General features: G+C 59.0%; 18 protein-coding genes. 11 read left to right on the top strand and 7 right to left on the bottom strand.

The genetic code is table 11. The features are described 5' to 3' along the window. Nucleotides 1-127: 127 nt before the first annotated feature. Nucleotides 128-691 (bottom strand): XRE family transcriptional regulator, encoded by a 564-nt coding sequence (locus ABVN21_RS06750; protein ID WP_339556266.1) that lies wholly within the window; start codon nt 689-691, stop codon nt 128-130. Here ABVN21_RS06750 and ABVN21_RS06745 point away from each other — a divergent pair. The 7 genes from ABVN21_RS06745 to ABVN21_RS06715 all read left to right on the top strand — a co-directional run bounded on the left by ABVN21_RS06745 (nt 686) and on the right by ABVN21_RS06715 (nt 8,049). Continuing rightward, nucleotides 686-1,711, top strand: a complete 1,026-nt coding sequence (locus ABVN21_RS06745) for a DMT family transporter (RefSeq protein WP_339556265.1) — start codon at nt 686-688, stop codon at nt 1,709-1,711. The genes ABVN21_RS06750 and ABVN21_RS06745 overlap by 6 nt on opposite strands. A gap of 274 nt (nt 1,712-1,985) precedes the next feature. Further along, entirely contained in the window at nt 1,986-4,904 is a 2,919-nt protein-coding gene (locus ABVN21_RS06740) for a monovalent cation/H+ antiporter subunit A (RefSeq protein WP_339556264.1), read from the top strand. Further along, the gene (locus tag ABVN21_RS06735; RefSeq protein WP_007986256.1) at nt 4,904-5,248 is read left to right on the top strand and encodes a Na+/H+ antiporter subunit C; all 345 of its coding nucleotides are present in this window, start codon (nt 4,904-4,906) and stop codon (nt 5,246-5,248) included. The genes ABVN21_RS06740 and ABVN21_RS06735 overlap by 1 nt, the downstream gene beginning before the upstream one ends. Continuing rightward, a complete protein-coding gene (locus ABVN21_RS06730; RefSeq protein ID WP_339556263.1) occupies nt 5,245-6,930 on the top strand; it encodes a monovalent cation/H+ antiporter subunit D in 1,686 nt (561 codons plus the stop codon). Before ABVN21_RS06735 ends, ABVN21_RS06730 begins: the two co-directional genes overlap by 4 nt. Continuing rightward, the gene (locus tag ABVN21_RS06725) at nt 6,927-7,415 is read left to right on the top strand and encodes a Na+/H+ antiporter subunit E (protein WP_339556262.1); all 489 of its coding nucleotides are present in this window, start codon (nt 6,927-6,929) and stop codon (nt 7,413-7,415) included. The genes ABVN21_RS06730 and ABVN21_RS06725 overlap by 4 nt, the downstream gene beginning before the upstream one ends. Continuing rightward, complete coding sequence (locus ABVN21_RS06720; protein WP_034150688.1) at nt 7,412-7,690, top strand: K+/H+ antiporter subunit F; 279 nt, start codon at nt 7,412-7,414, stop codon at nt 7,688-7,690. The genes ABVN21_RS06725 and ABVN21_RS06720 overlap by 4 nt, the downstream gene beginning before the upstream one ends. After that, nucleotides 7,687-8,049, top strand: coding sequence for a Na+/H+ antiporter subunit G (locus tag ABVN21_RS06715; protein ID WP_339556261.1), 363 nt, complete (start codon nt 7,687-7,689; stop codon nt 8,047-8,049). Before ABVN21_RS06720 ends, ABVN21_RS06715 begins: the two co-directional genes overlap by 4 nt. Before the next feature lie 80 nt (nt 8,050-8,129). Here ABVN21_RS06715 and ABVN21_RS06710 read toward each other — a convergent pair whose 3' ends face one another. The 4 genes from ABVN21_RS06710 to ABVN21_RS06695 form a co-directional block, all read right to left on the bottom strand. Next, nucleotides 8,130-8,567, bottom strand: coding sequence for a DUF3995 domain-containing protein (locus ABVN21_RS06710; RefSeq protein WP_339556260.1), 438 nt, complete (start codon nt 8,565-8,567; stop codon nt 8,130-8,132). Nucleotides 8,568-8,703: 136 nt separating this feature from the next. Further along, a complete protein-coding gene (locus ABVN21_RS06705) occupies nt 8,704-9,720 on the bottom strand; it encodes an ABC transporter substrate-binding protein (RefSeq protein WP_339556259.1) in 1,017 nt (338 codons plus the stop codon). Nucleotides 9,721-9,834: 114 nt separating this feature from the next. Then, nucleotides 9,835-10,038 carry a hypothetical protein gene (locus ABVN21_RS06700; protein WP_339556258.1) on the bottom strand — a complete coding sequence of 68 codons (204 nt, stop codon included), beginning with the start codon at nt 10,036-10,038 and terminating at the stop codon, nt 9,835-9,837. Continuing rightward, the gene (locus tag ABVN21_RS06695; RefSeq protein WP_339556282.1) at nt 10,038-10,487 is read right to left on the bottom strand and encodes a hypothetical protein; all 450 of its coding nucleotides are present in this window, start codon (nt 10,485-10,487) and stop codon (nt 10,038-10,040) included. Before ABVN21_RS06695 ends, ABVN21_RS06700 begins: the two co-directional genes overlap by 1 nt. Before the next feature lie 431 nt (nt 10,488-10,918). Between ABVN21_RS06695 and ABVN21_RS06690 the strand changes: the two genes are divergently transcribed. From ABVN21_RS06690 to ABVN21_RS06680, 3 genes are all read left to right on the top strand, one after another. Continuing rightward, a complete protein-coding gene (locus ABVN21_RS06690; RefSeq protein ID WP_339556281.1) occupies nt 10,919-11,173 on the top strand; it encodes a hypothetical protein in 255 nt (84 codons plus the stop codon). 128 nt (nt 11,174-11,301) lie between these two features. Then, complete coding sequence (locus ABVN21_RS06685; protein ID WP_339556257.1) at nt 11,302-11,532, top strand: hypothetical protein; 231 nt, start codon at nt 11,302-11,304, stop codon at nt 11,530-11,532. A gap of 139 nt (nt 11,533-11,671) precedes the next feature. After that, nucleotides 11,672-11,911, top strand: coding sequence for a DUF2789 domain-containing protein (locus tag ABVN21_RS06680; protein WP_034150680.1), 240 nt, complete (start codon nt 11,672-11,674; stop codon nt 11,909-11,911). 7 nt (nt 11,912-11,918) lie between these two features. On the opposite strand, the gene ABVN21_RS06675 is transcribed toward ABVN21_RS06680, so the two are convergent. Together ABVN21_RS06675 and ABVN21_RS06670 are read right to left on the bottom strand one after the other, a co-directional pair. Further along, complete coding sequence (locus tag ABVN21_RS06675; protein WP_339556256.1) at nt 11,919-12,122, bottom strand: hypothetical protein; 204 nt, start codon at nt 12,120-12,122, stop codon at nt 11,919-11,921. 311 nt (nt 12,123-12,433) lie between these two features. Further along, nucleotides 12,434-12,838 (bottom strand): TraR/DksA C4-type zinc finger protein, encoded by a 405-nt coding sequence (locus tag ABVN21_RS06670; RefSeq protein ID WP_007935965.1) that lies wholly within the window; start codon nt 12,836-12,838, stop codon nt 12,434-12,436. A gap of 363 nt (nt 12,839-13,201) precedes the next feature. Between ABVN21_RS06670 and ABVN21_RS06665 the strand changes: the two genes are divergently transcribed. After that, the gene (locus tag ABVN21_RS06665; RefSeq protein ID WP_339556255.1) at nt 13,202-13,816 is read left to right on the top strand and encodes a glutathione S-transferase; all 615 of its coding nucleotides are present in this window, start codon (nt 13,202-13,204) and stop codon (nt 13,814-13,816) included. Nucleotides 13,817-13,888 lie beyond the last annotated feature (72 nt).

The following is a 13,888-nucleotide window of genomic DNA, read 5'->3' as shown; positions in this document are numbered from 1 at the left end:
CCAGAATATTTGCAGGAGTCGTGCCTGAATTTATTTCCTTTATTTATCAGTTAGTTGAAGAACACTTCGCGAAAGCCTTACACCTTTGAAACAGCAAAGTGTCCATCTGCTGTTGATGGGCCAACAGTCAGATCACTACGTTGCGCACAAACCTCACCGCCACCGACCCATCGTTGCGATAGGAATGCGGCTGGTTGCTGGCGAACATGAAGAACTCACCCGCGGCGATCTTGTGTGGCACGTCACCAACCATCAGGGTCAGGCAGCCTTCGAACACGTAGAACTGTTCGCTCCAGCCATCGGCGTCCGGTTCCGACGGATAATGCTCGCCCGGTTCGAGGCGCCACTCCCAGAGTTCGACTTCACGGGTGGCGTTGGCCTTGGCCAGCAACACTGCCTTGCTGCCGGGAATGGTGCCGGCCCAGGCCAGCTCATTGATGCGGCTATGATCGCGCACGTCAGGGGCCTGGATCAGGTCGCTGAACGCCACGTCCAGCGCTTCGGCCACGCGGTCGAGGGTGGTCAGGCTGACGTTTTTTTCGCCGGCCTCGATGGCCACCAGCATCCGCCGACTGACACCGGACTTTTCCGCCAACGCGGTCTGGCTCATATCGGCGGCATGACGCAGGCGACGAATGTTCCGGCTGACGTGCTGCAGCACTGAAGCCCGAGGCGAGGAATCTTTGTGCACTATATTGCTCACTTGGTGGTGTTGCGCAGTATACTGCCCAACTTCCGGCGCATTGTGCGTCCCCCTCAAATAGTGTGCAAGAACATGACGTCGGCGAACTCCTCCCAGGCTTCCTCCCGTTTCCTGCGGCTCAGCAAGGCCGAGTGCGTGCTGGTTCTGATCACCATGGTCTGGGGAGGGACCTTTTTGCTGGTCCAGCATGCAATGACCGTCAGCGGCCCGATGTTTTTCGTCGGCCTGCGCTTTGCCGCCGCCGCGATCATCGTCGCGCTGTTCTCCTGGCGCAGCCTGCGGGAACTGACCTTGTTCGAACTCAAGGCCGGTGCTTTCATCGGCGTGGCGATCATGCTCGGTTACGGCTTGCAGACGGTCGGGCTGCAGAGCATTCCCAGCAGCCAGTCGGCATTCATTACCGCGTTGTACGTACCCTTCGTTCCGTTGCTGCAATGGCTGGTGCTGGGGCGTCGTCCGGGGCTGATGCCGAGCATCGGGATCATGCTGGCCTTTAGCGGGCTGATGCTGTTGTCCGGGCCTTCAGGTGCCGAACTGAATTTCAGCCCCGGTGAAATCGCTACGTTGATCAGCGCCATCGCGATCGCCGCCGAAATCATCTTGATCAGCAATTTTGCCGGTCAGGTCGATGTGAAACGGGTGACCGTGGTGCAACTGGGGGTGACTTCGGTGCTGTCGTTCCTGATGGTGGTGCCAACTCAGGAACATATTCCCGACTTCTCCTGGTTGCTGCTGTGCAGCGCCTTGGGGCTGGGCGCGGCGAGTGCCGCGATCCAGGTGGCGATGAACTGGGCGCAGCAGAGTGTTTCGCCGACCCGGGCGACCTTGATTTATGCCGGTGAGCCCGTGTGGGCCGGAATTGTCGGGCGGATCGCCGGGGAACGGCTGCCGGCGATTGCGTTGTTGGGGGCAGGAATGATTGTCGCGGCGGTGATTGTCAGTGAGTTGAAGACCAAGGGTAAGGCGGTTGCGACGGCGGAAGAGCTGGAGCGGGAAACCCAGGGCTAAACCGCATAACTTGCGGCGTCTGGAAGATAGCTATCGCGGGCAAGCCCGCTCCTACAAGGGTCTGAAGGTGTACAGAAGTTTTTGTGGACAACCACAAATCCTGTAGGAGCGGGCTTGCCCGCTCTGGGGCCGGTATAGGCGGAATCCAAATCCCTGAAACAATGTTAAACAGGCTTTTTCCGTCTACCGTGTAGGATTCTGCGACAGCTTGGCGTTTGGCGATCCGGGAGCTGGCACGTATGATGCTTCACAAACTTCCGCAGATTAGAAGCCTATGTCCCTGATAGTTCTACTGCTTCTGCCTTTTATAGGCAGCTGTCTGGCCGCGCTGCTGCCACACAACGCACGCAATACCGAATCGCTGTTGGCTGGCATGGTCGCCTTGATTGGCACCATCCAGGTCGCTCTCCTGTACCCACAGATCGCCCATGGCGGCGTGATCCGCGAAGAGTTTTTCTGGCTGCCGAGCCTGGGCTTGAACTTCGTCTTGCGCATGGACGGTTTCGCCTGGCTGTTCTCGATGCTGGTGCTGGGCATCGGCACGCTGGTGTCGCTGTACGCCCGCTACTACATGTCGCCGGACGATCCGGTGCCGCGGTTCTTCGCGTTTTTCCTCGCATTCATGGGCGCCATGCTCGGGCTGGTGATCTCCGGCAACCTGATCCAGATCGTGTTTTTCTGGGAGCTGACCAGCCTCTTCTCGTTCCTGTTGATCGGCTACTGGCACCACCGCGCCGATGCGCGACGCGGCGCGTACATGGCGCTGATGGTCACCGGCGCGGGCGGTTTATGTCTGCTGGCGGGGGTCATGCTGCTTGGCCATGTGGTCGGCAGCTATGACCTGGACAAGGTCCTGGCCGCCGGCGATCTGATTCGCGCACATGCCCTCTACCCCATCCTGTTACCCCTGATCCTCATTGGCGCGCTAAGCAAAAGTGCGCAATTCCCCTTCCACTTCTGGCTGCCCCACGCCATGGCCGCGCCAACCCCGGTGTCGGCCTATCTGCACTCGGCGACCATGGTCAAGGCCGGGGTGTTCCTGCTGGCCCGGCTGTGGCCGTCGCTGTCCGGCAGCGAAGAATGGTTCTATATCGTCAGCGGCGCCGGGGCTTGCACCCTGTTGCTCGGCGCTTATTGCGCGATGTTCCAGAACGACCTCAAGGGCTTGCTGGCTTACTCGACCATCAGCCACCTGGGCCTGATCACTTTGCTGTTGGGCCTGAACAGTCCGCTGGCCGCCGTGGCCGCGGTGTTCCACATCCTCAACCACGCCACCTTCAAGGCTTCGCTGTTCATGGCCGCCGGGATCATCGACCACGAAAGCGGCACCCGCGACATTCGTCGGCTCAATGGCCTGTTCAAGCTGATTCCGTTCACCGCCACGCTGGCCATGGTCGCCAGCGCCTCGATGGCCGGCGTACCGCTGCTCAACGGCTTCCTGTCGAAAGAAATGTTCTTCGCCGAAACCGTGTTCATCAACGCGACCGCTTGGGTCGAGATGACCCTGCCGATCGTCGCAACCATCGCCGGGACGTTCAGCGTCGCCTATTCCCTCCGCTTCACCGTCGACGTGTTCTTCGGCCCCACCGCTACCGACCTGCCACACACACCGCACGAACCGCCGCGCTGGATGCGTGCGCCGGTCGAGTTGCTGGTGTTCGCCTGCCTGGTGGTGGGGATTTTTCCGGCGCAAGTGGTCGGCCCGTTGCTCGCTGCCGCGGCGCAGCCCGTCGTCGGCGGCACACTGCCGGAGTACAGCCTGGCTATCTGGCACGGCTTGAACGCGCCGATGATCATGAGTTTGATCGCCATGTCCGGCGGCATCGTCTTGTACTTGCTGCTGCGCAATCAACTCAAGCGTGGGCGTTTCCGTTATCCACCGCTGATTGGCCGGTTCAACGGCAAGCGCCTGTTCGAACGTCTGCTGGTGATCAAGATGCGCCTGGCCCGGCGTCTGGAGCGGCGGATCAGCACCAAGCGTCTGCAAACCCAGTTGTTTCTGATGGTGCTCGCCGCCGTGCTGGCCGGGCTGATCCCGATGCTGCACAGCAGCCTGCACTGGGGTGACCGACCGAAGATTCCGGGCTCGATCGTGTTCGTCATCCTCTGGCTACTGGCGATTGCCTGCGCCCTCGGTGCCGCGTATCAGGCCAAGTATCACCGTCTCGCCGCCCTGACCATGGTCAGCGTCTGCGGCCTGATGACCTGCGTGACCTTCGTCTGGTTTTCGGCGCCAGACCTGGCGTTGACGCAACTGGTGGTCGAAGTGGTGACCACGGTGCTGATCCTCCTGGGCCTGCGCTGGTTGCCGCGACGGATCGAAGAGGTTTCGCCGTTGCCGAGCAGCCTGCGCAAGGCGCGTATCCGGCGTATCCGCGACTTGCTGCTGTCGACCGTCGTCGGCGGCGGCATGGCGTTGCTGGCCTACGCGATGCTGACGCGGCAGACCCCGAATGACATTTCCTCGTTCTACTTGAGTCGTGCCTTGCCTGAAGGCGGCGGCAGCAACGTGGTCAACGTGATGTTGGTGGATTTCCGTGGCTTCGACACCCTCGGCGAAATCACCGTGCTGGTGGCCGTGGCCCTGACCGTGTTTGCCCTGCTGCGCCGCTTCCGTCCGCCGAAAGAAAGCCTGCAGTTGCCGGCACAACAACGTTTGCTCGCGCCCGACGTGGTCACCGACCTGGTCAACCCGCGTCACGCCAGCGATACCGCGCTCGGTTTCATGATGGTGCCGGCGGTGCTGGTGCGTTTGCTGCTGCCGATTGCGCTGGTGGTGTCGTTCTACCTGTTCATGCGCGGGCATAACCAACCGGGCGGCGGTTTCGTCGCAGGCCTGGTGATGTCTGTGGCGTTCATCCTGCAATACATGGTCGCCGGCACCCAGTGGGTCGAGGCGCAAATGAGTCTGCGTCCGTTGCGCTGGATGAGCGTCGGCCTGCTGTTCGCCACGCTCACCGGCCTGGGTGCAATGGCCGTCGGCTATCCGTTCCTGACCACCCACACCTGGCATTTCGACTTGCCCGTGCTGGGCGACATTCACCTGGCGAGTGCGTTGTTCTTCGACGTTGGCGTATACGCGGTCGTGGTGGGTTCGACACTGTTGATCCTCACTGCCCTCGCCCACCAATCGGTCCGGGGCCACAAAACCGCGGGCCAGCCTAAACCCATATCAGCCAAGGGAGCCGTCTGATGGAAGAAGTCATCGCAATCGCCATCGGCGTCCTCGCCGCGTCCGGTGTCTGGCTGATCCTGCGGCCACGGACGTTTCAGGTGGTCATGGGCCTGTGCCTGCTGTCCTATGGCGTCAACCTGTTCATCTTCAGCATGGGCAGCCTGTTCATCGGCAAGGAGCCGATCATCAAGGACGGCGTGCCGCAAGACCTGCTGCATTACACCGACCCGCTGCCGCAAGCGCTGGTGCTGACCGCCATCGTGATCAGCTTCGCCATGACCGCGCTGTTCCTGGTGGTCTTGCTGGCTTCCCGTGGCCTGACCGGCACCGACCATGTGGATGGCCGGGAGCCTAAAGAATGAATGCCATGACGCACCTGATCGCGGCACCGATTCTGCTGCCGCTGCTGACCGCCGCCATCATGCTGATGCTTGGCGAAAAACATCGCCCGCTCAAAGCCAAAATCAACCTGTTTTCCAGTTTGCTGGGGCTGGGTATTTCCGTTCTGCTGCTGCAATGGACGCAGACCACCGGCGTGCCCGGCTCAATAGGCGTGTACCTTCCAGGCAACTGGCAAGTGCCGTTCGGTTTGGTGCTGGTGGTCGATCGCCTGTCGGCGCTGATGCTGGTGTTGACAGGGATCATCGGCGTCAGCGCTTTGCTGTTCGCCATGGCGCGCTGGGACAGCGCCGGCTCCAGCTTCCACGCGCTGTTCCAGATTCAGTTGATGGGGTTGTATGGCGCGTTCCTGACGGCGGACCTGTTCAACCTGTTCGTATTTTTCGAAGTGCTGCTGGCGGCATCCTACGGTTTGATGCTGCACGGCTCGGGTCGGGCGCGGGTGTCGTCGGGGCTGCATTACATCTCGATCAATCTGCTGGCCTCGACCCTGTTCCTGATTGGCGCGGCACTGATCTATGGCGTGACCGGCACGCTGAACATGGCCGACCTGGCGCTGAAAATCCCGCTGGTGCCGGAAGCCGATCGCGGCTTGCTGCACGCCGGTGCCGGCATTTTGGCCGTCGCCTTCCTGGCCAAGGCCGGGATGTGGCCACTGAACTTCTGGCTGGTGCCCGCCTATTCCTCGGCAAGCGCGCCGGTGGCGGCGATGTTCGCGATCATGACCAAGGTCGGCATCTACACCATGCTGCGCCTTTGGACCCTGTTGTTCTCCGGCCAGGCCGGGGCGTCGGCGTACTTCGGTGGCCACTGGCTGATCTACGGCGGCATGGCAACCATCGTCTGCGCAGCCGTGGCGATCCTCGCCGCACAACGGCTGGAACGCATGGCCAGCCTGAGCATTCTGGTGTCGGCGGGGATTCTGCTGTCGGCCATCGGTTTCGCCCAGCCCAACCTGATTGGCGCGGCGCTGTTCTATCTGGTCAGCTCGACCCTGGCGTTGAGCGCGCTGTTCCTGCTGGCCGAGTTGATCGAACGTTCGCGCTCAGCCAACGAAATTCCGCTGGAAGATGAAAACGAAATGCTGCCGCGACCGCTGGAGTCGTTGCATCCGGCCAAGGGCATCAACCTCGATGACGATCAGAAAGCCGTGGTCGGCCAGGTGATTCCGTGGACCATGGCCTTCCTCGGCTTGAGCTTCATTGCCTGCGCACTGCTGATCATCGGCATGCCGCCGCTCTCGGGATTCATCGGCAAACTCGGCCTGCTCAGCGCTCTGCTCAATCCGCTGGGGCTGGGAAATGGCAGTGACGAACCGGTCTCGAATGCGGCGTGGGGTTTGCTGGCGTTGCTGATTCTCTCCGGGCTGGCGTCTTTGGTCGCCTTTTCGCGGCTGGGCATTCAACGCTTCTGGACGCCCGAAGAACGGCCGTCGCCGATCCTGCGGCGCTTGGAGTGCGTGCCGATCTTCGCTTTGCTGGGTTTGAGCATCCTGTTGACCTTCAGGGCCGAACCCCTGCTGCGCTACACCCAGGCCGCTGCCGATGCCTTGAACAACCCGCAGCAATACGTGATGGCGGTGCTTGGCACGCGAGCGGTTCCGAGCCCGGAAGCCAGGGCTGCGCTGCTGGAGGTGCAACCATGAAGCGTCTGTTTCCTGCGCCGTGGCTGTCGCTGGCCCTGTGGTTGTTGTGGCTGGTGCTGAACGTTTCGATGAGCCCCGGGAACCTGCTGTTGGGCGCCATGCTGGGGTTCTGTGCGCCATTGATGATGCGCAAGTTACGCCCGCTGCCAATCCGCATTCGCCGGCCAGGGGTGATCCTGCGTCTGTTCCTGGTGGTCGGTCGCGATGTGGTGGTGTCCAACCTCGCCGTGGCCTGGGGCGTGCTGAATGCCGGTCGCCGCCCGCCGTGCTCACGCTTCCTCAAAGTGCCACTGGACCTGCGCGATGCCAACGGCCTGGCAACGCTGTCGATGATCTGCACGGTGGTGCCCGGGACGGTCTGGTCGGAGCTGGCGCTGGACCGCAGCATTCTGTTGCTGCACGTCTTCGATCTGGATGATGAAGCGCTGTTCATCGAGCACTTCAAGTCGACTTACGAGCGGCCGTTGATGGAGATTTTCGAATGAGCGCCCTGCTGTCGAACGCAATTCTGTTGAGTCTGTTCCTCTTTTCGCTGGGGATGATCCTGACCCTGATCCGCCTGTTCAAGGGCCCCTCAGCCCAGGACCGGGTTCTGGCGCTGGACTACCTGTACATCATCGCGATGCTGATGATGCTGACGCTGGGCATTCGCTATGCCAGCGACACCTACTTCGAGGCGGCGCTTTTGATTGCGCTGTTCGGCTTCGTCGGCTCGTTTGCCTTGGCGAAATTCCTGCTGCGTGGCGAGGTGATCGAATGAACGCTGAACTGTCTCTGTGGGTGGAAGTCCCGGTGGCGATCCTGCTCGTACTCGGCGGCCTGTTTGCGCTGATTGGCGCTATCGGCCTGGTGCGGATGAAGGATTACTTCCAGCGCATGCACCCGCCCGCCCTGGCCTCGACGCTGGGCGCATGGTGTGTGGCATTGGCTTCGATCATTTACTTTTCGGTGCTCAAGTCCGGGCCGGTATTGCACGCCTGGCTGATTCCGATTTTGCTGGCGATTACCGTGCCGGTGACGACGTTATTGCTGGCGCGGGCGGCGTTGTTTCGCAAGCGCATGGCTGGGGATGACGTGCCGGCAGAAATTTCGAGCCGGCGAACTGAGAGCGGGAGCTAATTTCAGGGGTTTTGTATTGGTTGGGCTGGCCCTATCGCGAGCCTGCTCGCGAAGGCGATCGTCCAGATAACGGATGAGCCTCAAACCCAAGCAACAGCCAACAACCCCGCCCCCAGCACCACACACAACGGCGAGTACGCCCAGGTATCCAGTCGGGCAAACTTCGAGCCTTTGACCTCTTTGAAGAAACCCACCAGCTCCGAATCACCGATAGCGCGGGCAAACAACAGAAGCGCGATTGCGCTGATGATCCATTGCAGCGACCAATGGGATACCGTTGGCACCCACCAGCCAACTCGCAGGCATACCAACAAGGCAATCAGCAACAACGCTCCCGCGACCACCAGCGTGATCCAGCCTCGCGGTTTGAAGGCCGGTCGCAATCGCTCACCGCCTTCAACCGGCACCTGCGGCACGGCCGCCACGGCCGCCCATTCGCCACCTAACGCCCAGTACACATGTATCAGGCTGATCAACGCAAATACCGTCACCAGCCATTGAGCCAGCACAAAGGTCATGGTCTGAAATCCTGGAAATGGATTTGAACAGAGTCATCCTAGTCGGCATTTTTTGAAGTGCACGGCGGATTGGTGCTGATCGGATGAACTGCTTGTGCCGAAAAGCACCTGTGCTGCATGCCTCAATTCCAAGCGCTTATTTCAGCTCGGCAGACACCTTGTCCGCCACCTCCTTCGGTAGCCAGGCCTGCCATACCTCCGGATGCTTTTTCATGAAGTCCTCGGCCGCCTGACGCGGCGCGGTGTGTTTTTCGCTCATCTCTGCCAATGCCTTGTTCAACGGATCAATGGGGAAATCGACCTTGCTGAAGAAGTCCGTAATCTGCGGATACTGCTTCTGGAACGGCGTGGAGACGCCAATGGAAAGTTTCGAAGGCAACGAACGGGTCGGTCTTGGATTCGGATTGTCGGCGTCGCTCAGGGTTTTCCAGGCTTCGGCGTCGAATGGCGGTTCTTCCAGCTGAATCAACTTGAAGCGGCCAAGCAATGGTGTGGGCGACCAGTAGTAGAACAGCACCGGTTTGCCCCGACGAATCGACGAAGTGATTTCGGCGTCCAGTGCCGCCCCGGAACCGCTGCGGAAATTCACATAGCTGTCTTCCAGCCCATAGGCCTTGAGCTTCTGCTTGTTGACCACTTCCGAGGTCCAGCCGATGGGGCTGTTGAGGAAACGGCCCTTGCTCGGCGCTTCCGGATCCTTGAACACGTCCTTGTAGCGCGGCAGGTCGCTGACACTGCGCAGGTCCGGCGCCATCGGCTTGATGCCCTTTGCCGGATCGCCCTTGATCACGTACTCCGGCACCCACCAGCCTTCGGTAGCGCCCTTGACCGTATCGCCCAGACTCGCGACTTTGCCCTCCGCTTCAGCCTTGACCCAGACCGGGCTGCGACCGGCCCATTCTTCGCCGATGACCTGAATGTCATTGTTGGCCAGCGCGGTTTCCAGGGTGATGGTAGTGCCCGGCAAGGTGTCGGTCGGCAGTCCATAGCCCTTCTCGACAATGATCCGCAGGATGTCGGTGATCAGGCTGCCGCTTTCCCAGTTCAGGTCGGCAAAGTGGATCGGCGCCTGGGCCGCCATGGCCGGAACGGGAGACACCAACAACCCGAAAGTGGCCACGGCAGTGGCCAGCAACCGTCGAAAACCTTTCATGCTTTTGCACCTCGTGCTGTTCACAGCAATCGCAGGATGGCAGAAGACCGCGAAGCCTCTGAATAATCAGTCCACTGACTGTAGTAGAGGTTCCTGCTTTCGAGGGGGTGTGGATTAGTTTTCGGAAATTTCCTGCAAGCGCGCCAGTTCTCTTCTGACCATGCTGGCGTACTCGGCCGGGCGCAGCGTGTAGATCTGTGAGGCCACCCAATTCAGCCAGGCTCCCTGCAGAACAGCCTTCTGCTCGAACAGTCGTTGTGCTTCGGTTTGAGCGCTGTTGAGGTTCTGTTCGTGGAAGTCGGCGCGGGTCAGGCTCATTACTCGCTGGCCTTGAACGTCACCAGTTCGCCTTTGCGCCATTTGGCTGCCTTGGCCGTCACCGCTTTCAGGGTTTTGGTCAGGCCTTCCTGCAACTGCTGGTGAGCGGCAAACACCATCACCACGCTGTGACCTTCCTTGAACACGATGGCGTGGCCGTCGGCGGTGGTCACAAAGGCGTAATCGCCCAGGCCGTAGGCCGTCAGTTTGATGTCGCGAAATTTGATTTCCAGTTTGCCGCCTTCGCGACTGGGCAGCACTGCCGCGCTGAAATGATCGCCGACCTTGAGCTTGAGTCCCGGTTTGTCGTCCACCACCAGCGCTGCTTCGGTGTCGATTTCGGCAATGTAGATGCCTTCAGCGTTTTGTTCGGTGATGTAAACGAAACGCGACTGAAACTGTTTAACCAGCTTTGCGCGCAAATCACCCAGCACGAACAAAGCATGCATATCGAGATTACTTACTGCCAAGGAAACATCCCCACATCTGAAAATGACGCCGCACGCGAAGAAAGCGTACAGCCAAAAAAAGCGGCAATGCCGAAGATGAAGCCATATAACCCGGATTGAATTCCCGAATGAGCAGAGGACTCATCCAGCACGAGGCTTGAGCAGATTACTGGATGTCGCTCACATCGTCTTGCCTGGCATTCGACAACGGTTGAAGGAAAAAGCCCTTTGTACGGCCAGAGAAATACGGACTATCAACTTCAGGGAAAAAACTCTCAAAAAAAAGCACTTTTCTTACATATCGCCAGGCAAAAATTGCTTTAGATAAACATCAGTCACCCACCAATGACGTTGATTCTAGAGCAGCGATGCTCACCGAGACTACCCATAACGACGTACATACGTCGGCAAAACAACGAAAAGGACTTCATATGTGTACGCTGACACACTTCGCCCATCCTCAGAAATCTTACCTAGGCCACTCGCCAAGCCTGTATCCACTGGTAATTCGACATCCTGAACTTCACTGCCAGGAACCTGCCCCGCCGCGTTTTCAAGTGGTATTGGCCGGAAACGCCTTCTTCCATATCAAAGAAATTTCTACCGGACACGTAAGAGGTTTCCGCGCGAACCACAACGAGGCCTGCGCCCTCGCCCGCTCACTTGAGTCACGCCTTGACGCCTGAACCCAGCTCGCTTCAATAGACGTTTCGTCATGCCGGCGACTTAACTCAGCCGCCGGCATGCAACTACTGCCATACTGCCCGCCCAATCAGCGTTAAACACAACAATATTTACAAGGGAAGGCTGCTACGTGACGGAATTTGATATCGGTGAGTTTTTTATCCGGGGCGAGGCCCGAGAGGTCGACGGCGAATTCCAGGCAGTCATTGTCATGCGCGCCAAACCTCCGTTAAAAACCGTGAGCTATCACCAGGTTGAAAAAGATCGCTGGTTCAAGACCTCGGACGTCGCCGCCCTCGCCGCCCAGGAATCGGCAAAGGAATTAAAGGCTGCCGTCGATGGCGGTGCATTGAAAGCCTGATTGTCGTGTTTGCGGTCTATGCTCTCTCCTGCGTTTGAACATCGCTTTCGAACTCCTGACGCGCGAGTCCATCAGATGAAATGGGGTCGTACATCAGATCTCGTACTCGACGCGACCGATCACCTGCAAGGAGATAAAGATGGAATCACCGACACATGACTTGAAAGGCCTGTTCGATCAGTTGGGCCTGGACTCTTCGCAAAAAGCTATCGACGATTTCATTGCCAGTCATTCACCCCTGCCCGATGACAAGAAACTCATCGACGCCGAATTCTGGACACCGCAACAAGCGGGATTCCTGAAAGAACAACTGCGCGAAGATGCCGACTGGGCGCGAGTGGTTGACGACCTTAACTTGCGCATGCACCAGATTCACTGATCCGGGTTTAATGTAGGCTGTCTGGAATCTCGGCGTTCAATTGCGCCAACCAGGCAGCCCTGCACTCCTCCGCTTCATCGCGACTGGAGAACGCCGTTCCCCGACGTTCACCATTAAGCAGCACCACCCAGCAGACACTCTGCCCCAGCGCACGCAAACTGGCTGGAACACCACTGCCAATCATTACCGCGACATCAACTTTGCTTTGCATGCTGACCTCTCGAACTCCGTTAGCTACCTAACTATGTAGCTATGTTAATGAGTTCGCTCACGAGGAAACAGCAACACGCCTGCACAGATTCATTGCCAGATTCGCAACAATCGGCTGAGGATTTGTTATGGGTCGATACATAACCTTGCTGGGTGCAGGCAATCGCGAAGTGCGGGGTTTTTCTGCAGGCGTCGAAAAGCAAAGATCGCAGCCTTCAGCAGCTCCTACAGGTTCACATTAAACCCTGTAGGAAGTGCCGAAGGCTGCGATCTTTTCAAGGCAGCCCACATTCAATGGGCTACCTCGCAGAATCAGGCCTGACGCTGGTGCTTGTCGATCTGCTCGTGACGCTCTTGAGCTTCGATGCAGTACTTGGTGGTCGGGCTGATCAGCAGGCGCTTGAGGCCGATTGGCTCGCCGCTGTCGTCGCACCAGCCGAAGCTGTCTTCCTTGATGCGCTCAAGGGCTTGTTCCAACTGAGGCAGCATGCGCTGGTCGCGATCGATCGCGTTCACCAGCCAGGTGCGCTCTTCTTCAACGGAAGCCGCGTCAGCCGGGTCGGCCGGGGTGTCCAGGCTCTCGATGGCGATGCGGTTCTGTTCGATGCGCTCATGGGTTTCGACTTTCATGTTCTGCAACAGCTCAGAGAAAAAAGCATGTTGCTCGGCATTCATGTAGTCATCCGCCGGCATGGCCAGCAACTTGTCCTTTGTCATTGATATCTCTATAAAAAAACGTGCATTAAGGCGAATTAGGGAGCGTTCCGGCGGACCTGGTCAGGCCATCGGAAAGGCGCAGTTTGTTCCAAGCGCCACCCGGCACTCAATTTACGAGGGGCGGCAGTCTAAGGCCGACTTGTGGCCTCAGCAACCGAAAAGTCAGCGAATTTGTCCAACAAAGCCTCGAAAATGCTCTATGGCAGGCATTCAGGCGGTCATCGGAGTGCGTTTATAGCAAGAAATTCAATCCAGCACAGGTATATAGAGGACAAACGGCTATGGAGGACGAGGCCGTTTGCAGGTCAATCAACCTCAGCTAAGGTTGTCCCTCCCGAAATGGCTATATAAAGGAGCGGTTAAATGAAGCTGATCGGCATGCTGGATTCGCCCTATGTACGACGCGTCGCCATTTCTGCCAAACGCCTGGGCCTTGCGCTGGAGCACGAATCGGTTTCGGTGTTCAGACACTTCGAGCACTTCCAGCAAATCAATCCGGTGGTCAAGGCACCTACTCTTATATTGGATGACGGTGAGGTGTTGATGGATTCGACACTGATCATCGACTACCTGGAGGCACTGGCCGAACCTGGCCGCAGCCTGATGCCCAGGGGTGTCGAGCAAAGACTGCGTTCATTGCGCCTGATCGGCCTGGCACTCGCGGCCAGCGAAAAGTCGGTGCAGCTTTATTACGAGCGCAACCTGCGACCGGCGGAGATTCAATACGAACCCTGGGTTGAACGGGTCGAGGGCCAACTGGCTGCGGCGTATACAGCGCTGGAACGAGAGCTGGCAACGCAGCCGCTGCAAACCGACGGCTCGATTGGTCAAGATGGCCTAACGCTTGCTGTGGCCTGGAGCTTTACAAATCTGGTCGTGCCGGATCAGGTTGAAGGGGCGCAGTTTCCGCGGATTGCCGCGTTTACTGCGTATGCCGAAGGGTTTGAGGAGTTCTTGAGTACTCCGATTGACGGATGAAGTGTTGCCCACTTCGCGAGCAGGCTCGCTCCCACAGGAGAATGCGGTCAACTGTGGGAGCGAGCCTGCTCG

The sequence above is a fragment of the Pseudomonas sp. MYb327 genome (assembly GCF_040438925.1).
Taxonomy (GTDB): domain Bacteria; phylum Pseudomonadota; class Gammaproteobacteria; order Pseudomonadales; family Pseudomonadaceae; genus Aquipseudomonas.
This window is presented reverse-complemented; position numbering and strand designations above follow the sequence as displayed.